The sequence below is a fragment of the Arthrobacter sp. NPDC080086 genome (genome assembly GCF_040702285.1).
In genome coordinates this window covers 1-20,759 of the sequence record NZ_JBFBKP010000007.1, presented here as the reverse complement: position 1 = coordinate 20,759, position 20,759 = coordinate 1, and the positions used below count along the sequence as shown (strand labels likewise).

The 20,759-nt window shown below is 65.2% G+C and carries 17 protein-coding genes; 8 read left to right on the top strand and 9 right to left on the bottom strand.

The window, feature by feature from the left end; genetic code table 11:
- Positions 1-30: 30 nt before the first annotated feature.
- Complete coding sequence (locus AB0305_RS04575; RefSeq protein WP_366171815.1) at positions 31-2,376, bottom strand: DNA translocase FtsK 4TM domain-containing protein; 2,346 nt, start codon at positions 2,374-2,376, stop codon at positions 31-33.
- Between the two features lie 213 nt (positions 2,377-2,589).
- Here AB0305_RS04575 and trxB point away from each other — a divergent pair, with 213 nt between their 5' ends.
- The 3 genes from trxB (at position 2,590) to AB0305_RS04560 (ending at position 4,991) form a co-directional block, all read left to right on the top strand.
- Positions 2,590-3,546 (top strand): thioredoxin-disulfide reductase, encoded by a 957-nt coding sequence (trxB, locus tag AB0305_RS04570; RefSeq protein WP_366171813.1) that lies wholly within the window; start codon positions 2,590-2,592, stop codon positions 3,544-3,546.
- Between the two features lie 124 nt (positions 3,547-3,670).
- Positions 3,671-4,336: a Smr/MutS family protein gene (locus AB0305_RS04565; protein ID WP_366171811.1), complete on the top strand. Its 666-nt coding sequence runs from the start codon at positions 3,671-3,673 to the stop codon at positions 4,334-4,336.
- Positions 4,337-4,367: 31 nt separating this feature from the next.
- A complete protein-coding gene (locus AB0305_RS04560) occupies positions 4,368-4,991 on the top strand; it encodes a trimeric intracellular cation channel family protein (protein ID WP_366171809.1) in 624 nt (207 codons plus the stop codon).
- A gap of 52 nt (positions 4,992-5,043) precedes the next feature.
- Here the strand turns inward: AB0305_RS04560 and glnK are convergent, their stop codons facing one another.
- The 3 genes from glnK to AB0305_RS04545 are packed head-to-tail and all read right to left on the bottom strand — an operon-like array spanning position 5,044 to position 7,670.
- Positions 5,044-5,382: a P-II family nitrogen regulator gene (gene glnK / locus AB0305_RS04555; RefSeq protein WP_039597077.1), complete on the bottom strand. Its 339-nt coding sequence runs from the start codon at positions 5,380-5,382 to the stop codon at positions 5,044-5,046.
- Between the two features lie 14 nt (positions 5,383-5,396).
- Positions 5,397-6,023, bottom strand: a complete 627-nt coding sequence (locus AB0305_RS04550) for a class I SAM-dependent methyltransferase (protein WP_366171806.1) — start codon at positions 6,021-6,023, stop codon at positions 5,397-5,399.
- A 9-nt stretch (positions 6,024-6,032) separates the two neighbouring features.
- On the bottom strand, positions 6,033-7,670 hold the full coding sequence (locus tag AB0305_RS04545) for an NAD+ synthase (protein ID WP_366171804.1): 1,638 nt from the start codon (positions 7,668-7,670) through the stop codon (positions 6,033-6,035).
- Positions 7,671-7,737: 67 nt separating this feature from the next.
- Here AB0305_RS04545 and AB0305_RS04540 point away from each other — a divergent pair, with 67 nt between their 5' ends.
- Positions 7,738-8,979 carry a GNAT family N-acetyltransferase gene (locus AB0305_RS04540; protein ID WP_366171802.1) on the top strand — a complete coding sequence of 414 codons (1,242 nt, stop codon included), beginning with the start codon at positions 7,738-7,740 and terminating at the stop codon, positions 8,977-8,979.
- A gap of 64 nt (positions 8,980-9,043) precedes the next feature.
- Here AB0305_RS04540 and AB0305_RS04535 read toward each other — a convergent pair whose 3' ends face one another.
- Both AB0305_RS04535 and ppa read right to left on the bottom strand, forming a co-directional pair.
- Positions 9,044-9,235 carry a hypothetical protein gene (locus tag AB0305_RS04535; RefSeq protein ID WP_366171800.1) on the bottom strand — a complete coding sequence of 64 codons (192 nt, stop codon included), beginning with the start codon at positions 9,233-9,235 and terminating at the stop codon, positions 9,044-9,046.
- A gap of 302 nt (positions 9,236-9,537) precedes the next feature.
- Positions 9,538-10,065 (bottom strand): inorganic diphosphatase, encoded by a 528-nt coding sequence (gene ppa, locus AB0305_RS04530; RefSeq protein ID WP_048934633.1) that lies wholly within the window; start codon positions 10,063-10,065, stop codon positions 9,538-9,540.
- 166 nt (positions 10,066-10,231) lie between these two features.
- Between ppa and AB0305_RS04525 the strand changes: the two genes are divergently transcribed.
- The 3 genes from AB0305_RS04525 (at position 10,232) to AB0305_RS04515 (ending at position 14,074) form a co-directional block, all read left to right on the top strand.
- Positions 10,232-11,668 (top strand): aldehyde dehydrogenase family protein, encoded by a 1,437-nt coding sequence (locus tag AB0305_RS04525; RefSeq protein WP_366171798.1) that lies wholly within the window; start codon positions 10,232-10,234, stop codon positions 11,666-11,668.
- Between the two features lie 183 nt (positions 11,669-11,851).
- Positions 11,852-12,610 carry an SDR family oxidoreductase gene (locus tag AB0305_RS04520; RefSeq protein ID WP_366171796.1) on the top strand — a complete coding sequence of 253 codons (759 nt, stop codon included), beginning with the start codon at positions 11,852-11,854 and terminating at the stop codon, positions 12,608-12,610.
- A gap of 123 nt (positions 12,611-12,733) precedes the next feature.
- Entirely contained in the window at positions 12,734-14,074 is a 1,341-nt protein-coding gene (locus AB0305_RS04515; protein WP_366171794.1) for an MFS transporter, read from the top strand.
- Between the two features lie 47 nt (positions 14,075-14,121).
- Here AB0305_RS04515 and AB0305_RS04510 read toward each other — a convergent pair whose 3' ends face one another.
- From AB0305_RS04510 to hemC, 3 genes are read right to left on the bottom strand one after another with little or no spacing between them, the layout of a single operon-like run.
- Positions 14,122-15,315, bottom strand: a complete 1,194-nt coding sequence (locus tag AB0305_RS04510) for a heme biosynthesis protein HemY (protein WP_366171792.1) — start codon at positions 15,313-15,315, stop codon at positions 14,122-14,124.
- A 2-nt stretch (positions 15,316-15,317) separates the two neighbouring features.
- The gene (gene hemDX, locus AB0305_RS04505; protein WP_366171790.1) at positions 15,318-17,438 is read right to left on the bottom strand and encodes a fused uroporphyrinogen-III synthase HemD/membrane protein HemX; all 2,121 of its coding nucleotides are present in this window, start codon (positions 17,436-17,438) and stop codon (positions 15,318-15,320) included.
- Positions 17,439-17,453: 15 nt separating this feature from the next.
- Positions 17,454-18,470 (bottom strand): hydroxymethylbilane synthase, encoded by a 1,017-nt coding sequence (gene hemC / locus AB0305_RS04500; protein WP_366171788.1) that lies wholly within the window; start codon positions 18,468-18,470, stop codon positions 17,454-17,456.
- Positions 18,471-18,578: 108 nt separating this feature from the next.
- On the opposite strand from hemC, the gene ppc reads away from it, so the two are divergent.
- Positions 18,579-20,759: phosphoenolpyruvate carboxylase (gene ppc / locus AB0305_RS04495; RefSeq protein WP_366171786.1), on the top strand; the 2,181-nt coding region annotated here is incomplete at its 3' end.

The window sequence follows — 20,759 nt, the reverse complement described above, 5'->3', positions numbered from 1 at the left end:
GCGGTAACGCGATGTAACCACCACACCGCGTCATTCTTCTTCGACGACGTTGCCGTTGCGGTTGGGCGCCAGAATTTCGCGGTTACCGTTGCCGGACATGGCGGACACCAGCCCCGCCTTTTCCATGTCTTCCAGCAGGCGCGCAGCACGGTTGTAGCCAATGCGCAGATGACGCTGCACCAGCGAGATCGATGCGCGTCGGTTCTTGAGCACCACATCGACGGCCTGGTCGTACAGCGGATCAGTCTCACCGCCGCCAGCACCGACAAGGCCCGCGCCGCCGCCAAAGCCATCACCGCCGCCTTCGCCATCGGCCACGCCGCCTTCGAGAATGCCATCGATGTAGTTCGGCTCGCCCTGCGATTTGAGGTTGTCCACCACGCGGTGGACTTCGTCATCCGAGACAAAGGCGCCGTGCACGCGCACCGGCAAACCCGTGCCGGGCGCCAGATACAACATGTCACCCATACCCAGCAGCGCTTCGGCGCCCTGCTGGTCGAGAATCGTGCGCGAGTCGATCTTGCTGCTGACCTGGAATGCGATCCGCGTCGGCACGTTCGCCTTGATCAAGCCGGTGATCACATCCACCGAGGGACGCTGCGTCGCCAGCACCAAGTGAATGCCTGCGGCACGCGCCTTCTGCGCAATCCGCGCGATCAGCTCTTCGACCTTCTTGCCGACCACCATCATCAGGTCAGCCAGCTCGTCGATCACGATGACGATCATCGGCAGCTTGTCGAGCGGCTCCGGCGCATCGGGCGTGAGGCTGAACGGGTTGGGAATCTTCTCTTCGCGCGCGGCGGCTTCATCGATCTTCTTGTTGAAGCCGGCGAGGTTGCGCACGCCCATCTTGCTCATGAGCTTGTAGCGGCGCTCCATCTCGCCCACCGCCCAGTTCAGGGCGTGGCCGGCCTGGCGCATGTCGGTCACCACCGGGCACAGCAGGTGCGGAATGCCTTCGTAGATGCTCAACTCCAGCATCTTCGGGTCGATCAGGATCAGGCGCACCGCATCGGCCTTGGCCTTGTACAGCAGCGACAGGATCATCGCGTTGATCCCGACCGACTTACCGGAGCCCGTGGTACCGGCCACCATGCAGTGCGGCATCTTGGCGAGGTCCGCCACCACCGGCTTGCCGGCGATGTCCTTGCCGAGCGCCATCGTGAGTTGCGACGCGCTCTCGTTGTAGACCTGCGAGCCGAGAATCTCCGACAGGCGCACCGCCTGACGCTTCGGATTCGGCAGCTCCAGGCCCATGAAATTCTTGCCCGGAATCGTTTCCACCACGCGGATGGACACCAGCGACAGCGAACGCGCAAGATCCTTCGCCAGGTTGACGATCTGGCTGCCCTTCACGCCCGTAGCCGGTTCGATTTCATAGCGCGTGATGACCGGGCCCGGATAGGCCGCCACCACCTGCACTTCCACGCCGAAGTCCTTGAGCTTCTTCTCGATCAGGCGCGAGGTGAATTCCAGCGTCTCGGCGCTCACGGTTTCCACGACGAGCGGGATCGGGTCGAGCAACGCCAGCGGCGGCAGGTCGGAATCGTGGATGTCGACGAACAGCGGCTGCTGCTTCTCGCGCTCCACGCGCTCGCTCTTGACCACGGCGGTCGGGCGCACGATCTGCACGGGGGGCGATTCTTCGATCCGCACGCGGCGGATTTCGACCACCTCTTCGCGCTCCACCTTGGCCGCCTCGCCGATGGCGCGGTCCTGCTTGTTCTCGCGGCGCGTCTTGAAGCCGACGAAAAGCATCTCGACGCCCGCGCCGATCTGTTCGGCCAGGTTCAACCACGAGAAATGGAAGAACAGCGACAGCCCGACCAGGAACGTGAACAGCAGCGCCAGCGTGCCGCCGGTAAAGCCCAGCGAATGCTGCATCGCCCCGCCGATCACGTCGCCCAGCACGCCGCCGGGTGCACGCGGCAACTTCATGTGCAGTGAGTACATGCGAATCGCTTCCAGGCCCATGCTGGAGGCCAGCACGAGCGCGAAGCCGATCCAGGTGACGCTGGCGTCCACACGCGGCATGGCAGCGCGAGGCAAGCGCTCGTCCGACATCAGCTCGCGCCAGCCGCGCCAGACACGGCGCACCAGCAGCACCGCCCACCAGTAGGCGGAGGCACCGAAGACGAACAGCAGCAGATCTGCCAACCACGCGCCCACGCGGCCACCCAGGTTGCGGATCTCGTTGACCTGGCTGGCGTGGGTGAAACCGGGATCAGCCCGGTTGTATGACAGAAGGATGATCAGGAAGGCGATGGTCACCGCCAGCAACAGGAACCAGCGGACCTCCCCCAGCAGCCGCCCAATGCGGGACGGCAGTGCGGAGGGATCGGTACGGGTTGTCGGAGTGGTGGAAGCTCGAGCCATGCGGGAGACGGGTGCGCCGCTTGGCAGGTGGGCCAAACGGCTTGGGACAGCATCAATGCGATGCCAACGATTGTAACGCGCCCCTATCACCGCCATTGGAATTTACAACCGGGCGGACGAGGGGGGGCCACTTTATAATGGCGCCCATTACCCTCACCTACCCTGCACGGCGGCGATCGACCTCCCTCGCGCCGCGCACATATCGGACGCATCATGGCAAAACACGCAAAAGTGCTGATTCTCGGCTCCGGCCCCGCCGGTTACACGGCCGCCATCTACGCTGCCCGAGCCAACCTGAACCCCGTGCTGGTCACCGGCCTGGCCCAGGGCGGCCAGCTCATGACTACCACCGACGTGGAGAACTGGCCTGCCGACAAGGAACACCTGCAAGGCCCCGAGCTGATGCAGCGCTTCCTGGAGCACGCCGAGCGCTTCAAGACCGAGGTGCTGTTCGACCATATCCACACCACGCACCTGAACGAAAAGCCGATCCGCCTGGTGGGCGATTCGGGCGAATACACCTGCGACGCGCTGATCATCTCGACCGGCGCCTCGGCCCAGTACCTGGGCCTGCCGTCGGAAGAGAAGTTTGCCGGCCGCGGCGTGTCCGCCTGCGCCACCTGCGACGGTTTCTTCTACAAGGGCCAGGAAGTGGCCGTGGTGGGCGGCGGCAATACCGCCGTGGAAGAAGCGCTGTACCTGGCCAACATTGCCAGCAAGGTCACGCTGGTCCACCGCCGCGACAAGTTCCGCGCCGAGCCCATCCTGATCGACCGCCTGCATGAGCAGGAGAAGAAAGGCAAGATCGAGATCAAGACCAACATGGTGCTCGACGAGATCCTGGGTGACGACTCCGGCGTAACCGGTGCCCGCCTGAAGGGCACACACGACAACGAAGGCAAGACCGAAGAGCTCAAGGTGGCAGGGGTGTTCATCGCCATCGGCCACAAGCCGAACACCGACATCTTCCGCGGCCAGCTCGACATGAACGACACGGGCTACATCCGCACGAAGAGCGGCCTGGACGGCATGGCCACCGCCACCAACATCCCAGGCGTGTTCGCCGCCGGCGACGTGCAGGACCACATCTACCGCCAGGCCATCACCAGCGCCGGCACGGGCTGCATGGCCGCACTGGACGCCCAGCGCTACCTGGAAAGCCTGGAATAAGCCGCATCTATCCCCAGGTCCGGCAGCGGCCGATGGGCAACCATCGGCCGTTTTGCGTTGGAGCGTTCGGCCTGCGGCGCATTCGTATAATCCACGCACGCTCGACCCTGATTCGCTTCTCGCCATGAAACGTGCCGCCACTCCCTCTGCCAAACTCAGCCTGACCGATCTGGCCAAGTTGCGCGACCAGCTCAAGGTCGAGACCGAGGCACGTGAGGCCGAACGCCAGCGCGCCGAAGAAGCCAAGCGCAAGGCCATCGAAGAGGCCAACGTGTTCCGCGCCAGCATCGGCGAGGTAAGCGCACTGCGCCAGAACAAACGCGTCGAGCATCCACGTAATCCGCCCGCGCCTGATCCCGTGCATTCGCGCGCGGAAGACAAGCGCGTGCTGGACGCCTCGCTGTCGGACGAATTCGACGTCGACAACCTGCTCGATACCGACGACACCCTCTCCTACCGCCGCCCCGGCATCGGCGACGACGTGCTCAAGAAGCTGCGCCGCGGCGAGTGGGCCACACAAGACCAGATCGACCTGCACGGCCTGCGCCGCGAAGAAGCACGTGAGGCACTGGCGGCCTTTCTGCGCCGGGCGGTGCAACGCGGTATCCGCTGCGTGCGCGTCATTCACGGCAAGGGCCTGGGCTCCCCCGACAAGACGCCCGTGCTCAAGGGCAAGGTGCGCTCGTGGCTGGTGCAGAAAGAAGAAGTGATCGCCTTCGTCGAGCCGCGCAACACGGCGGGTGGTGCCGGCGCAGTGCTGGTCCTCCTGCGCCAGCCGCATACGTCATAACGTTTTCCAACGCGAACAACAAGAACACCTCATGCACGTCGGTCGCCTGCAATTGGTCATGCACTGGATGGAGATCCTTGCGGTCTTCTCGTTTGCCATCTCGGGCTTGGCCGAGGCCAAGCGGCGCCGGCTCGATGCCGTAGGCGCCTTTATCGTCGCGTTCCTTACGGCGTTCGGCGGCGGCACTTTGCGCGACCTGCTGCTCGATCGCCGGCCGTTCTATTGGGTGGAGCACCAGGACTATCTGATCGCGCTGTTCGCAATGAGCCTGTTTGCCAACTGGGTGATCCGGCTGGTGAGCCAACTGGTATCCGACCGCCTGCTGATCGTGACGGATGCCATCGGCCTCGGGCTCTTTGGCGTGCTGGGCACGCAACTGGCGCTCGATGCGGGCGTGCCGATCTTCGTGTCGGTGATGATGGGCGTGATCACAGCGGCCTTCGGTGGCCTGCTGCGCGATGTGGTTTGCAATGAAGTGCCGATGCTGCTGCGGGACAACCGCCCGTACGCGACCTGCGCGTTCCTCGGGTGCTTCCTCTACATCGGGCTGACGTTCACGGACCTGCTGCCGAGCGTGGCCGTGGTGATCGCCACGCTGGCGATCGTGATCGGGCGGCTGGTGACGCTGCGCTGGAACATCACCCTGCCGCGTTGATCGACGCTGAATCGACGCTGACCGGCACAGGCGCGCCGGTCATAACGCTCGCTTAAACAGCGGCTTCGTCCTTCTCGCCGGTGCGGATGCGGATCACCTGCTCCACCGGCATCACGAAGATCTTGCCGTCGCCGATCTTGCCTGTCTTGGCAGCCTTGACGATGGTGTCGATGACGTGCTCAACCTGGTTGTCGGCCACCACCACTTCGATCTTGATCTTGGGCAGGAAGTCGACCACGTATTCGGCGCCGCGATACAGCTCGGTATGACCCTTCTGGCGGCCGAAACCCTTGACCTCGGTGACGGTCAGGCCGGTCACCCCCACGTCGGCGAGCGACTCGCGCACTTCGTCCAGTTTGAAGGGCTTGATGATGGCGGTGATCTGTTTCATGGGTGTCTCGCTAGCTAGTTGGTGAGGTATTCAAGCGTCCAATAATACTGGAGCCGGTTAATGCGCACATCCTGGGCGATGCCGGCCACCGCCTGCAGCAGGGTCTGATCGTCGGGAAAATTTTTCAGCACATCGTGCTCGGTGCCGTCCTGCAAAGGACGACGCTGCCAAGTGTTGCCATGTTCGTCGCGATAGGCGATCGGCGTGCTGGAGCCCGGCACATACTGGTTATCAAACCACAACACACGCACGCCGGGGCCGAGCACGTGGTGCAGCCCTTCAACATGCTGACGCAGGTGCTGCAGCGGTACATGCGACCACCAGCAGCCCGCCGTCATCACATCGAACGTATCGGGTGCAAACGGCAGCGCGTTGTTATCGGCCCGCACAAACGACGCACCGGCAATGCCCTTCGCGTCTGCAATGCGCAGCACGGTGTCGTTGTAATCCGCGCCGACAACGCTACGCGCATCCGTCATCGCTTCGGTCCAGAAGCCTGTGCCGCAAGCCAAGTCCAGTACCCGCGCCCCACGCGTGAGATCACGCACCCGCGCCTTCAACCACGCCAAATCGCCTTGCCGCTCCGGCTTCGCATAGATGCGTTCGTATTCGGGGGCGCGTTTGGCGTAGTAGTCGAGCATGGCGGCGATTTACTCCTTGAACCGCGACGTAATCGGATACCGCCAATCGCGCCCAAAGGCCCGCTGCGTGACGCGGATGCCCACGGGCGCCTGGCGGCGCTTGTACTCGTTGATCTTGATGAGGCGCACGATTTTCTGAACGTCAGCCTCGGCAAACCCGGCGGCGATGATGTCGGCCACCGGCTGGTTCTGCTCCATGTAGCGCTGCACGATGGCGTCGAGCGCGTCGTATTCGGGCAGGCTGTCCTGGTCGGTCTGGTTTTCGCGCAGCTCGGCCGACGGTGCCCGCGTGAGGATGCGCTCCGGAATCACCTCCGACAGCGTATTGCGGTAGCGGCACAGCCGGTAGACCAGCGTCTTGAAGATGTCCTTGATGACGGCAAAACCGCCCGCCATGTCGCCATACAGCGTGCAGTAACCGACCGCCATCTCGCTCTTGTTGCCGGTGGTCAGCACGATGCGGCCGGACTTGTTGGACAGCGCCATCAGCAGCGTGCCGCGAATGCGCGCCTGGATGTTCTCTTCCGTCGCGTCTTCAGGCAGATTACGGAATTCGTCGGCCAGCGCGCCCCTGAACGCGTCGAACATCGGCGCGATAGGGATTTCGTCGTACTGCACGCCCAGGCGGGCGGCCATATCGCGCGCATCCACCCACGAGATATCGGCCGTGTAGCGCGAGGGCATCATCACGGCGCGCACGCGATCGGCGCCCAGCGCATCGACGGCAATCGCCAGCACCAGCGCAGAATCCACGCCGCCCGACAGGCCAATGATCGCGCCGGGGAAACCGTTCTTGCCAAGGTAATCGCGCACGCCCAGCTTGAGCGCCTCGTACACCTGCGCCTCCAGCGGTGCCTCCGGCACGATCGAGCCGGGCACTGCCTTGGCGCCGTCGAACTGCACGGTGCCAACGCCTTCAACAAACTGCCCCATCCGCACGACGACCTTGCCGTGCGCATCGAGCACAAAGGAGCCGCCGTCAAACACCAGCTCATCCTGCCCACCGACGAGGTTCGCATACACATGCGGCAAGCCCGATTCCTTCACCCGCGCGCCGATGATCTGCTCGCGCAGGTCTTCCTTGTCGAGGTGATACGGCGAGGCGTTGGGAATCAGCACCACTTGCGCGCCGGCCGCCCTGGCGTATGCCGTAGCCGTGGGGTACCAGGCGTCTTCGCAGATGATGACGCCGAAGCGCGTGCCCTCCACTTCGAACACGAAGGGCTCGGTGCCGGGCTGGAAGTAGCGCTTCTCGTCGAAGACTTCGTTATTGGGCAGCTCAAGCTTGTGATAGCGGCCGACCACGCGGCCATCGACAGCCACGGTGCAGCTATTGGTCGGCTTGGGCAGCACGCCGGGCGCCGGCGCTTCCAGCGAGATCTGCGGGTGCCCGATCAGTACATGCAGGCCAGAAAACGCCGCCAACTCAGCGATGAGCGCATCGAGCGCACGCGCGCTGGCGTCGATGAACGCGGGGCGCAGCAGCAGATCTTCGGGGGGATAGCCGGTGAGCGACAGTTCCGGCGTAACAAGAATGCGCGCACCAGCCTGGTGCGCCTCACGCGCGGCGGCGGCGATGCGGGCAGCATTGCCGGCGAAATCGCCGACGGTGCAGTTGATCTGAGCGAGAGCGACAGAGACGGTCATGGGGGCAATGTGGATTGCAAGCGCTGAATGACGGCGCACGAACCGGGGCTGGAATTAGAATCGGCGCATGACCTCTCGCCCTCTCGTTCCCGAGCCCCACGTGCGCGCTGCTTCGCGACACGAATTGGCCGATTATCGCACGCGACTTGTGACCGATCTGCGCGACATCGGCCGCGATGCGTGGGATGCCCTGCTCGCCCTGCAGCCCGAGGCGACGCCATTCCTGCGCCTCGAGTTTCTGCACGCCCTGCATGCGAGCGGCAGCGCCTCGCCCGACACCGGCTGGTCCCCGCAATACCTGACGCTGTGGGAGGACGGCCCGGATGGCCCAGAAGACGAGGTGCTCGCCGCCGCCGTGCCGCTGTATGTGAAGGGCCACTCGTATGGCGAGTACGTCTTCGACTGGGCGTGGGCCAACGCGTATTCGCAGCACGGGCTGGAGTACTACCCGAAATGGCTGTCTGCGGTGCCCTTTACACCCGTGCAAGGGGCACGGCTACTGGCACGTGATGCCGCGGCACGGGCAGCGCTGCTCGGCACGCTGCTGGCGGTGGCGCGGCAGAGCGGATTGTCGTCGCTGCACGTGCTCTTCCCGACTGCCGACGAGGCCGAACAGATGCGTGCGGCCGGCATGCTGCTGCGGCAGGGCGTGCAGTTCCACTGGTGCAACCCAGGCTTTGACAGCTTCGACGATTTCCTTGGCGCGCTGGAGCAGAAGAAGCGCAAGAACATCCGCGCCGAGCGCCGCCGCGTGCGCGACGCTGGTATCACCTTCCGGCACGTGCCAGGCGCTGCCGCGACAGAAGCCGACTGGCGCTTCTTCCACCGCTGCTACCGCACCACTTACCGCGAGCATCACTCATCACCGTATCTGAATCTGGAGTTCTTTCGCCAGATCGGGCAGACGATGCCGGAGAACCTGCTGCTGGTGATCGCCTCGCGCGACGGCAACGACATCGCCAGTGCCCTGCTGGTGGTGGATGCGAGGTCCGAGGCTTCCGTCATGTACGGCCGCTACTGGGGCGCGGTCGAACACCACCCCTGCCTGCACTTCGAGACGGCGTATTACCAGCCCTTGTCGTACTGCATCGAGCACGGCATCCGCACCTTCGAAGGCGGCGCCCAGGGCGAGCACAAGATGGCGCGCGGCTTCGAGCCAGTGGCGACGCTGTCCGCGCACTGGCTCGCGCATCCGGACTTCGCCGATGCGGTGGGGCGTTTTCTCGACAGGGAAACGGCCGGCATGGAAGCGTATCTGGACGAACTGACGGACCGCTCGCCGTTCAGGCAACGGCCGGAATCCGATTAACGCCGGAAGAACGGCGAAGGCGGGAAAAACTGCGTCCGCACAACGGCGGACGCGGGGGCGAAGCTTAGCGCGCGACGGGCTTTTGCTGGGCGATCACGCAATGCGTCATGTTGGCATCGGTGGACACGGCAGCCGGCGCCACCGCGCGCTCACCGGCATGGGCAGCATCCGGCGGGCCCACCAGCAGCGCCCAAACGGTGAATGCGGCCATGGCCACGGCGGAAAGCACGGGAACGACAACGGTCTTGTTCAACATCGCAGTACAGAGGTTGGGAGTCAAACTTGACCGGCAGTCTAGAGGCGTCGTTTCCGGCGGGCAAATAAGCGTTTCTTAAATCTCTGTACAGCGGGATTACCAGAGTTGAATGATGCGTAAATAACAATATTCACCAAAAAATGCATACTTAGCGCCTGATCCGCCGGGGATGGCGATCCCATGCGGGTTGGCGAGGCATCACACTGCGGCAGTGACGGCCGCCTCGCAAATAAAAAATCCCGGCATTCCTTCCGGAAGCCGGGATCCGTCTGACACGCCGTACAGCAAAATCGCCAAATGGCTTACTTCTTATAGTTGGCGACGCCGTCGACGATTTCCTTATGGGCTTCTTCGATGCCGCCCCAGCCTTCGACCTTGACCCACTTGCCGGCTTCCAGCGCCTTGTAGTGCTCGAAGAAGTGCTTGATCTGGTCCAGCAGGTTCTGGCCGATGTCCGACAGGTCGGTCATGTGGGCGGTGGCGGGGCTCAGCTTGTTGACCGGCACGGCCACGAGCTTGGCGTCCACGCCGGATTCGTCCGTCATCTTCAGCATGCCCAGGGCACGGCAACGCACCACGCAGCCGTGAATGAGCGGGAACGGCGTGACGACCAGCACGTCCACCGGGTCACCGTCGCCCGACAGCGTCTGCGGGATGAAGCCGTAGTTGGCCGGGTAGCGCATGCCGGTGCCCACGAAGCGGTCCACGTGCAGCATGCCCGTTTCCTTGTCGGCTTCGTACTTGACCGGATCGCTCTGCGCCGGAATCTCGATGATGACGTTGAAGTCGTTGGGGATGTCCTTGCCCGGCGAGACGTTGTTGAAGCTCATGGAAATGCTCCGGAATGCGCGAAGTGCGTAAAAACGCGACGCAAATGGTTGAAAAAAGGTCAAAAACCGTCGGCGGGCATTATAGCCCCTGGCGCCAAGCCTCCCCCCTACCCCCGGCCCGCCCGTGCGAAAATCACGCGTTGCCGATCTTCTGCAGGAACCCCCCATGCATGCCCAGCACTTCATCGCCAACCGCTTGATGTCGCCCGATTCGGGCATGCGCATCAAGGTGTTCGACCCGTCTGACGGCCAGCCCTTTGCCGAAATCGCCCGCGGCAACGCCACCGACATCAACGTGGCCGTGCACGCTGCGCGCCGCGCATTTGACGGGGTGTGGGGCCAGTTGCCCCCCGCCGAGCGCGGCCGGCTGCTCATGCGCGTGGCTCTGCGCCTGGCCGATCACGAAGAAGAACTGGCCCGCCTCGAAGCCCGCGACACCGGCAAACCCATGCGCCAAGCCCGCGCGGATGCCCGCGCCGTTGCCCGCTACTTCGAGTTCTACGCTGGCGCGGCGGACAAGCTGCACGGCCAAACCATCCCCTATCCGGCGGATACCACCGTGCTCACGCTCCGCGAGCCGCATGGCGTGACGGCCCACATCATCCCGTGGAACTACCCGATGCAGATCTTCGGGCGCAGCGTGGGTGCTGCCCTGGCGGCCGGCAACGCGTGCGTGGTCAAGCCTGCGGAAGACGCTTGCCTGTCGATCCTGCGCGTGGCCGAACTGGCTGCGGAAGCCGGGTTGCCCGATGGCGCGCTTAATGTGGTGACCGGCTACGGCCACGAGGCGGGTGCGGCGCTGGCGGCGCATCCGGGCGTCAACCATGTGTCGTTTACAGGGTCGCCCGAAACCGGCAAGGCCATCGCGCGGGCAGCGGCCGAGAACCACCTGCCGGTGACGCTCGAGCTGGGCGGAAAATCGCCGCAGATCCTGTTTGCCGATGCGGACCTCGAAGCGGCGATTCCCGCCGTGGTCAACGGCATCATCCAGAACGCCGGGCAGACGTGTTCCGCCGGCAGCCGCGTGCTGATCGAGCGCGGCGTGTATGAAACCGTGCTGGACCGGCTCGCCACGGTGTTCGAGGCCATCAAGGTGGGCCCGTCGTCGCTGGATCTGGACTGCGGCCCGCTCATCAACCCCAAGCAACAGCAGCGCGTGTGGGATTTCGTCTCGGATGCGCAGCACGCCAATATCCCGGTCATGGCGCAGGGCATGGTCGTACCGGATGCACCCGAGACCGGCTATTACCAGGCGCCGATGCTGCTGCGCGACGTACCGCACACACACCGTCTGGCGCAGGAAGAAGTCTTCGGCCCCCTGCTGGCCGCCATGCCGTTCGACACCGAAGCCGAGGCACTCACGCTGGCCAACGGCACGCCGTACGGTCTGGTCGCCGGTGTCTGGACGCGCGATGGCGCCCGACAAATGCGTTTGGCACGCAAGCTGAAGGCGGGCCAGGTCTTCATCAACAACTACGGGGCGGGCGGCGGTGTGGAGTTGCCGTTTGGCGGCACAGGCCACTCGGGCCATGGGCGCGAGAAAGGTTTTGAAGCGCTGTACGGCTTCACCACCTTGAAGACCATCGCCATCCGCCACGGATAAACCCACCACCGCCAACACGCGCCCAGACGGTTTGGCCGTACCCTGCCCTAGATGGCGCGCCTTTCTTTGCTGACTTTCTTTGGCAAGACAAAGAAACTGAGTCAGCCCCGGCAGGGGGTAAAACAAGGGATGCACCAACAGCATCAACTACCTCACCAGTAGGTAATCAGATAGGGAGACACCATGCGGCTTGCCGGCAAGATCGCCATCGTCACCGGCGCGGGTTCGGGGTTCGGCGAGGGCATCGCCCACACCTTCGCCCGTGAAGGCGCGCGCGTCATCGTCAATGATCTGAACGCCGAGGCCGGCGAGCGCGTGGCCAACGCCATCCGCATCACGGGCGGCGACGCGCATTGTGTGCAGGCGGATGTGTCCAAGGGCGACTCCGTGGCCGCGCTGCTGGGCGCCACGCTTGAGCGCTATGGCGACCTGCACATCGTCGTGAACAATGCCGGCACCACGCACAAGAACAAGCCGATCCTGGAGATCACCGAAGACGAGTTCGACCGCGTGATAGCGGTCAACGTGAAAAGCATCTACTGGACGGCGCGCCACATGGTGCCGCACTTCCGAGCACGCGGTGGTGGCGTGTTCGTCAACGTGGCGTCCACCGCGGGCATCCGGCCGCGGCCGGGGCTGGTTTGGTACAACGCCAGCAAGGGCGCCGTCATCACAGCCAGCAAAGCGATGGCGGCGGAGCTCGGCCCAGACAAGATCCGCGTGAACTGCGTGAACCCCGTGATGGGCGCCACCGGCCTCATCGAGCAGTTCATGGGCATGCCCGATACGCCCGAGAACCGCGCGCGCTTTCTGGCGACGATTCCGATGGGGCGGCTCTCCACGCCGCAGGATGTGGCCAACGCGTGCCTGTATCTGGCCTCCGACGAGGCCGAATTCATCACCGGCACGTGCCTGGAAGTCGACGGCGGACGCTGCGTATAAACCCTGCCTTTGGGCGGCTTGGCGGGGCTGCGCGAGAAGGCGCAGAATGCGGTGGCGGTTTTCCGGGCCGAGGTAGGTAACGAGTCGTACTCGGCCTGAACTCATAACAACGCTGGAGACCCGATGGCCACAACGACCCCACCCACCTCACCCACTCCACCGGCCAGCGGCGCAGGCACCCTGCCCCAATCCGCCAGTGCGTTTGAAGAAGCCACCTACCGTAAGGTGAGTTGGCGCCTGATTCCCTTCCTGCTGCTGTGCTACGTGGTTGCGTATCTGGACCGCGTGAACGTTGGCTTTGCCAAGCTGCAGATGCTCAACGATCTGAAGTTCAGCGAGACCATCTACGGGCTGGGCGCGGGCATCTTCTTCATCGGCTACTTCCTCTTTGAAGTGCCGAGCAACGTGATCCTGCATCGCGTGGGGGCGCGCATCTGGATCGCGCGGATCATGATCTCGTGGGGCCTCATCTCGGCCGCCATGATGTTCGTGACTACGCCGGCCATGTTCTACGTGATGCGCTTCCTGCTGGGGTTGGCCGAGGCCGGCTTCTTCCCGGGCATCATCCTGTACCTCACGTATTGGTATCCAGCGGCGCGACGCGGGCGCACCACCACGTTCTTCATGACCGCGATTGCGCTATCGGGCGTGATCGGCGGCCCGATCTCGGGCTGGGCGATGAAGGCATTTGCCGGTGTCTACGGCTTGGCCGGCTGGCAGTGGATGTTCCTGATCGAGGGCATTCCGTCGGTCATCGTTGGCCTCGTCGTGCTGGCCTATCTGGATGACCGCATCAGCCACGCCAAGTGGCTGACCGACGAAGAAAAGGCCTTGCTCACGCGCAACATCGCCGCCGAAGACGCCGAGAAGGAAGATCCGCCCATCCGCACCGTCATGGCGAGCCCGCGCGTGTGGCTGATGAGCCTGATCTACTTCACCTTTGTGATGGGCTTGTACGGCGTGAGCTTCTGGCTGCCGACGTTGATCAAGCAGACCGGCGTGGCCGATCCGTTTGCCGTGGGCCTGCTGACGGCGATTCCGTATGGTGCGGCGGTCGTCGCCATGGTGCTGGTGGCCCGCAGTGCCGACCGTCTGCGCGAGCGCCGCTGGCATATCGCCATTCCTGCCGTGGCCGGCGCCATCGGGCTGATCCTGTCGGCCGTGTGGCACACCAACACCACGCTGGCGATGGCCGCACTCACGCTCGGCACCATGGGCATCCTGACCACGCTGCCGCTATTCTGGAGCCTGCCGACCGCCTTCCTGGCGGGCACGGGCGCGGCCGCCGGCATTGCGCTCATCAACTCGCTGGGCAATCTGGCGGGCTTCCTGAGCCCCTACGCCGTGGGCTGGCTCAAGGATGCGACCAAGAGTACGGACTCGGGCATGTACATGCTGGCCGCGTCGATGGTGCTGGGGGCGATTCTGACACTGTCAGTGCCGGCGCGCATGGTGAACAAGTAGCCAGCCAGCTCCCCCAACGAACACGGCCGGGTTCCCCCGGCCTTGTTTCATTTGACGGCAAGCAACGCGCTCTGCCGGTAATGTCGCTGCGCCTCTTCTGGGCGTTCGGTCTGCTCGTACATCTGCGCCAGCGCCAAATGCGCATGCGCACGCAGGTTGCCGTGGTGATCGGCGTCGGCATACTTCAACGCCGACTCCAGGCTCGACTGCGCCTTACCCCAGAGTTGCTCCTTGAAGCACAACATGCCCAGCGTGTAGAACAGGTCGGCATCCACCGGATGCTGCGCCAACCATTTCTCGGCCTGTTGAATGAGCGGCAACGCCTTGCCGGGCACGGCGCAATCGGCATAGCGACGGATCAGGCGGCCGTCCCAATGCGCTTTCAGGCCATCTTCGACGATGCGCTTGGCGTCGTCCGTGCGACCGAGCTGCGCGAAATACAGCGCGGCCTGCGAAGCAATACGCGGCGAGCGGCGTTCTTCGGTGGTCAGCTCGCGCCAGAAGCTGTTGAGCGCATCGGCGTCGTGGCGGCGCTCCGTCAGCAGCGTCTCGCAGGCCATCTGTTTGAGGCGCGCAGCCAGCACGGCGTGAATGGCGTTGCGCTTTTCCAGCGCGCGCGTCAGGCGCAGCACCTCGCTCCAGTTCTTCAGATGCTGGTGCGCGCGCAGGGCAATACGCTGCGCCTGGATCTGGCGCGCCCCTTGCGATTGCAGTTGCGCGATCTTCTCCAGCGCGCCTTCGGCATCGCGTGCATCCACCAGCAATTCTGCCATCGACACGAGCTTCGCTTGCTCGCGGTCGGGCGAGTTGACCTCGGCCATCCACGCGTCGCGGCGATCGGTTTCCTGCATGCGGTGCGCAGCGCGGGCGCCGATCAGAGCGGCAGTTTCGCGCTGCGCGTCCCACGCCTGCGCTTCGCGCGCGAGGCGCTCGGCGCGGCCGAAGCGGCCCGCGAACAGACTCTCCATCGCCTCACGCAGCGCAGCCGAGGCCTTCAGGATGCGATTACGCTCCCGATACGCTGCCGCACGCGCCGGCATGCCCGCCACGTGGTGGAACAAGCGCATCACCAGATGCAGCGCCACGAACGTCGCCAACAGCACGGCCAGCACGAAATTGAGCGACATCTCCACCCGGTACGGCGGGTAGAACAACACAACGTTGCTCAGGTTGAGTTCCGTAAACAATGCCAGCCCGACAGCGGCAGCAAACAGCAGCGCGACCCAGAATACCCAGCGCATGCTCACTCCCCACTATCCGAACCGCGCTGGCCGCGAGCGGCCGCGAGGCTATCGACCAGCGTCGGCACCTGCAGCGTGCCAACCGCCGAGCGCACTTGCGCCAGTTGCGTCTGCACCGTGGTCACGCGCGGCGATTGCACGTCGAAGTAGCGCGCAAGCAGCGTGTCGGCACGCCCCAGGTCTGCGCGGAACACCGCATCGTTGCGCGAGAGCAGTGCCAAGCGCGCATTCATCAGACGCAGCTTGAGGTTCTCGCGCAGGAACCACGCCTGATCGGACGACAACAGCAGCGCCTCGGTCTGATCAACGCGGCGCACCTGCACGATCTGGCTCAGTTCGCCGCGTACGTCGTCCCACAGCCGCCCCCACCAGGCGCGCACGCCAGCAGACCACCCCGTGCCAGCCTCCGCTGACGATGCGGCCGACGCCGAAGCCGGTGCTGCGTGGGCCTTGGCATTCTTGGCAGGTTTTGCTGAGGCAGCATGCGGCGCCTGTGCGGCCTGCTCGGCCTCCAGCGGCTGCGCAGCGGAAACCAGCGGCAGCGTATCGACCGTGCTGATGGCGTCATCCAAGCGCCCGGCGGCGCTCGACAGGTCAATCGACGGCATCGCCTTGAGCTTGGCAATGTCGCGCGCCACAGCACGACGGATGGCGACGAACTGCGGCTTGTCGATGGTGGCCAGACGCGCATCAATGGTCTGCAGCGCAGCCAGCGCACCGGCCACATTGCCGGTCAACTGCAACTGGTCGGCGGCCACTTCCAGCGAATGTTCGATTTCCGCACGCTGCCAGTCGTCGCGATTGCGCAGCAAGTCTTGGCTGGCCTGTTCGAGCGCGGACTGACGATCGCGGGTTTCCGTGGTGCGGGCTTCCAGCGCGCCAAATTTTTGCTGCAACTGGGCGACGGCATCCTGGTCCGCACGCGACAGCACGCGCATTTCCTGCGCCAGAGCTTCGTTCTGCTGCGCGCGCTGGCGGATGTCGCGCGCTAGGCGTTCATTGCGCACCTGCAACGCAGCCACGGCGGCCACCACCACGACCAGCACCGTCCAGATCAACCAGCCGCCACGACGCGGCGCGTGGTTGACGGTCATGCTGGGGGCAAAGGCAGCGGGTGCAGCTGCAGATGCAGGCGTGGGGGTCGGTGCCGGGCTCGGCGTGGCGGCCTGGGGCGTCGGCGCGGGAGCGGACGAGGGAACAGGAGTCTGCGTCACAGTGGAAGAAGAAAGAGGAGGATTCGATTCAACAGGCGCCGGTGCTGCGGACGGCATCGGCACCGGCCCCGCCCATGCGAGCACGCTGGCGAGCAGACGGTCATCACCGGCGCCCGTGAGGGTGACATCGCGAAAGCCCAGCGACTGGGCTTGCTCAACGATGCGTGCGTGCGATGCAAAGCAAGGCGCGCCGTGCAGGGTTTCAAGATCAGCGGGCGACAGATTGGCGCGCGCCAGGTCATCGAGATTGCGGACGGCCTCGGAGCTGGTCAGCGTCCACGCATGGCGGCCGGCCAGTACGGCCCGCAGCGCGTTCCACGCAGCCGCGTCGGGCACAGGCACGCTACGGCGATAGGCCTCCACCGCGCGCACCGAGACACCGGCCTCGCGCAGTTGATCAGCCAGCCATTCGCGACCGCCGTTGCCGCGCACGATGAGCGCCTCGCGGCCACGCAGCGATGCCACGTCGAGTTGGGCATACAGCGCTTCGGAATCCTGCCGCGCGTCGTCGGCATGCGTGTCGGGCCGAATCACGCGATGCGCGGGCGGCGCAACGCCGTGGGTGGCGAGGGCCTGCGCGCTGGCGGGGCCCACCACGGCCACCGGCACTTCCTGCGGCCAGCGGAACCCTTCCGGCATGGCGGCAAACGCCTGCTGCACGGCATTGGGGCTGACAAACACGACCAGCGCATAGCGCGACGGGTCGCTTAGCGCGGCGCGCAGATCCTCGAGATTCGGCGTCGGCGCGATGTCGAGCAGCGGAAACTGGTGCGTCCGCAGCCTGTGACGCTCCAACGCAGCGACCAGCATAGGTGCCTGCGCGCGCGGGCGCGTCACCACCACCACAGGTGGGTCGGCTGGTTTAGCGGCGGAGGGCGCGCTGGATGAGGGTGGCAAGCGATCGTCCATGGCGTGCCGTTGAAATCAGGTTGCGGGCGGGGTGTCGGCGACGAGCATGGCGAGAATGTCTCGCGCGCCGCCGTCCAGCATCTGTTGGGCGACGCGTGCGCCCAGTGCGTCGGCTTCGGCCAGCGTAGTGGGCACGGCTTCACCGTCTGCAGCCAGCTTGCGCGTGCCGTCTTGCGAGGCCACAAACGCGCGCAGGCGCAACGTACCCGCATCCGACCATTGCGCGAACGCTGCCAGCGGCACTTGGCACGAGCCGCCCAACATGCGCGAGACAGCGCGTTCTGCCGTCACGGCCAGCGCGGTCCGTGTGTCATGCAGCGGCGCGAGCGCAGCCTGTACATCAGCACGGTCGGCGCGGATCTCGATACCCAGCGCGCCCTGCCCGGCTGCCGGCAGCGACTCTTCCGGTGCAATGGTCGAGCGGATGCGATGGGTCAGCCCCAAGCGCTTGAGCCCCGCAGCAGCGAGGATGATGGCCGCGTAGTCACCGCGATCCAGCTTGCCGAGGCGCGTATCCAAGTTGCCGCGCAACGGCTGAATGACCAGATGCGGAAAGCGTGCACGCAGCGAGGCCTCGCGGCGCAGGCTGGAGGTACCGACCACCGCGCCCGCCGGCAACGACGCCAGATCAGCGTAGTCGTTGGACACGAACGCATCGCGCGGGTCCTCGCGCTCCAGCAGGGCTGCCAGCGCGAAACCTTCGGGCAGCTCCATCGGCACGTCCTTGAGCGAATGGACGGCCAGATCGGCCCGCCCTTCGGCCAGCGCAACTTCCAGTTCCTTCACGAACAAACCTTTGCCCCCCACCTTGGCGAGCGAGCGGTCGAGAATCTGGTCGCCGCGCGTGGTCATTCCCAGGATGGACACGTCGCACGCGGGATAGTATTTTTGCAATGCAGCACGCACGTGTTCGGCTTGCCAAAGTGCAAGCCGGCTTTCGCGCGAGGCGATGACCAGCTTGGTCGGCGCCTGGGCTGCAGGAGTCGTTGCAAGCTGGGATTCGACGGAAGTCGGGCGGGCATGAGAAGACATGCGGCAATGGTAGCACGCAGCTTTTTCGCCACAGCCGGGCTATCACGTTGAAGTGATGCAGAAAGAAGGGCCCTTCAGGCACCTTACCGATCCAACCTAGGAGACACCATGACGCAGCCCGCCGCGCGCCGCGCTTCCTCGCGCGCGACCCCCGCCCGCAAGGCATCCGCCGCCCCCGCCAACACCAGCAAGACGCCCAAGGCCGCCACAAAATCGGCTGCCAAAGCGAATGGCGCGGATGAGGCCAACGGCGCATCACTTGGCCCCGCATTTGGCACCCTCGCTCGCCGCTCATCGGGCAGCGCAGCCGCCAAAGATCAGCCGCTGAAGGAGGACATCCGCTTTCTGGGCCGCTTGCTGGGCGACGTGCTGCGTGAACAGGAAGGCGGCGCCGCCTTCGAAACCGTCGAGACGATCCGCCAGACCGCCGTGCGTTTCCGCCGTGACGGCGACCGCCAGGCCGAGCAGGAACTCGACCGCTTGCTGAAAGCCCTGTCGCGCGAGCAGACCAACTCCGTGGTGCGCGCGTTCAGCTACTTCTCGCATCTGGCCAACATTGCCGAAGACCAGCATCACAACCGCCGCCGCCGCGTGCATGCGCTGGCAGGCTCCCCGCCGCAGCCAGGCAGCATGATGCGCGCGCTGCTGTCGGTGGCCGATGAGGGCGTCTCGGGTGAGGCGCTGCGTCGCTTCTTCGATGCCGCGTTGATCGTGCCCGTGCTCACGGCCCACCCGACCGAGGTGCAGCGCAAGAGCATTCTCGATGCACAGCGAGAAATCGCCCGCCTCCTGGCCGAACGCGACACGCCGCTGACCACCCGCGAGCGTGAGCGCAACACGACGCTGCTGCGCGCGCACGTGACCAAGCTGTGGCAGACGCGCATGCTGCGCACCACGCGCCTGATGGTGGCCGACGAGATCGAGAACGCACTGTCGTACTACCGGACCACCTTCCTGCGCGAGATTCCCGCGCTATACCGCGAGCTGGAAGAGGACGTCGCCGCCGTGTTCCCGCGCCGCGGCGCACGCGGCGAGCCGGCACCGCTGCCGCCCTTCTTCCAGATGGGCTCGTGGATCGGCGGCGACCGCGACGGCAACCCCTTCGTCACGGCAACGACGCTGCGCGACGCCGCACAGAAGCAGGCGAGCGTGATCCTCGCGTGGTATCTGGAAGAGATTCACGCGCTGGGCGCCGAGCTGTCGATGTCGACCTCGCAGGTGGATGTGAGTGCCGAACTGCTGGCACTGGCCGAGCAATCGCCTGACCACTCCGAGCATCGCGCTGACGAGCCGTACCGCCGCGCGCTGATCGGCGTGTACGCGCGCCTGGCCGCCACCTGCCGCGAGTTGACTGGCGAAGATGCCGGCCGCCATGCCGTCGGCCCTGCTCCGGCTTACACGAGCGCGGAAGAGTTGCGCGCCGATATCCAGATCGTCATCGATTCGCTGGCGGCACACCATGGCGAAGCACTGGCCGATGCACGCCTGGCCTCGCTGGCGCGCGCGATTGATGTGTTCGGCTTCCACTTGTCGTCGATCGACTTGCGGCAGGTGTCGGATGTGCATGAAGCGACCGTCGCCGAATTGCTGAAGGTGTCGGGTGTGGAAGGCGCCTACGCGGCGCTGTCCGAAGCCGACAAGCGCACGCTGCTGCTGCGCGAGCTGCAACAGCCGCGCCTGCTGACGCTGCCGTTCCACACGTACAGCGAGCAGACCACGCAAGAGATCGACATCTTCCGCGCCGCGCGCGAGGTGCGTGCCCGCTACGGCAACCGCATCGTGCGCAACTACATCATCTCGCACACCGAGACGCTGTCTGACCTGCTCGAAGTGATGCTGCTGCAGAAAGAAGCCGGCATGTTCCGCGCAAACGCCAATGGGGCGGGTGTGGGGCTCGACGTGATGGTGATCCCGCTGTTCGAGACCATCGAAGACTTGCGCAACGCCTCGCAGATCATGGGCGACCTGCTCGCGCTGCCTGGCTTTGATGCCGTGCTGGCCGCGCAGGGCAATGAGCAGGAAGTCATGCTCGGCTATTCGGATTCCAACAAGGACGGCGGCTTCCTCACCTCCAATTGGGAGCTGTACAAGGCCGAGTTGGCACTGGTGGAACTGTTCGAGCGCAAGGGCGTGCGCCTGCGCCTGTTCCACGGCCGCGGCGGCACGGTGGGGCGCGGCGGCGGCCCGACCTACCAGGCCATCCTGTCGCAGCCGCCGGGCACGGTGAACGGGCAGATCCGCCTGACCGAGCAGGGCGAAATCATCTCCAGCAAGTTCGCCAACCCCGAG

Excerpts from the sequence above, each read along its gene's own strand:
- AB0305_RS04575 (WP_366171815.1), bottom strand. The coding sequence starts at position 2,376 with ATGGCTCGAGCTTCCACCACTCCGACAACCCGTACCGATCCCTCCGCA.
- trxB (WP_366171813.1), top strand. The coding sequence starts at position 2,590 with ATGGCAAAACACGCAAAAGTGCTGATTCTCGGCTCCGGCCCCGCCGGT.
- AB0305_RS04565 (WP_366171811.1), top strand. The coding sequence starts at position 3,671 with ATGAAACGTGCCGCCACTCCCTCTGCCAAACTCAGCCTGACCGATCTG.
- AB0305_RS04560 (WP_366171809.1), top strand. The coding sequence starts at position 4,368 with ATGCACGTCGGTCGCCTGCAATTGGTCATGCACTGGATGGAGATCCTT.
- glnK (WP_039597077.1), bottom strand. The coding sequence starts at position 5,382 with ATGAAACAGATCACCGCCATCATCAAGCCCTTCAAACTGGACGAAGTG.
- AB0305_RS04550 (WP_366171806.1), bottom strand. The coding sequence starts at position 6,023 with ATGCTCGACTACTACGCCAAACGCGCCCCCGAATACGAACGCATCTAT.
- AB0305_RS04545 (WP_366171804.1), bottom strand. The coding sequence starts at position 7,670 with ATGACCGTCTCTGTCGCTCTCGCTCAGATCAACTGCACCGTCGGCGAT.
- AB0305_RS04540 (WP_366171802.1), top strand. The coding sequence starts at position 7,738 with ATGACCTCTCGCCCTCTCGTTCCCGAGCCCCACGTGCGCGCTGCTTCG.
- AB0305_RS04535 (WP_366171800.1), bottom strand. The coding sequence starts at position 9,235 with ATGTTGAACAAGACCGTTGTCGTTCCCGTGCTTTCCGCCGTGGCCATG.
- ppa (WP_048934633.1), bottom strand. The coding sequence starts at position 10,065 with ATGAGCTTCAACAACGTCTCGCCGGGCAAGGACATCCCCAACGACTTC.
- AB0305_RS04525 (WP_366171798.1), top strand. The coding sequence starts at position 10,232 with ATGCATGCCCAGCACTTCATCGCCAACCGCTTGATGTCGCCCGATTCG.
- AB0305_RS04520 (WP_366171796.1), top strand. The coding sequence starts at position 11,852 with ATGCGGCTTGCCGGCAAGATCGCCATCGTCACCGGCGCGGGTTCGGGG.
- AB0305_RS04515 (WP_366171794.1), top strand. The coding sequence starts at position 12,734 with ATGGCCACAACGACCCCACCCACCTCACCCACTCCACCGGCCAGCGGC.
- AB0305_RS04510 (WP_366171792.1), bottom strand. The coding sequence starts at position 15,315 with ATGCGCTGGGTATTCTGGGTCGCGCTGCTGTTTGCTGCCGCTGTCGGG.
- hemDX (WP_366171790.1), bottom strand. The coding sequence starts at position 17,438 with ATGGACGATCGCTTGCCACCCTCATCCAGCGCGCCCTCCGCCGCTAAA.
- hemC (WP_366171788.1), bottom strand. The coding sequence starts at position 18,470 with ATGTCTTCTCATGCCCGCCCGACTTCCGTCGAATCCCAGCTTGCAACG.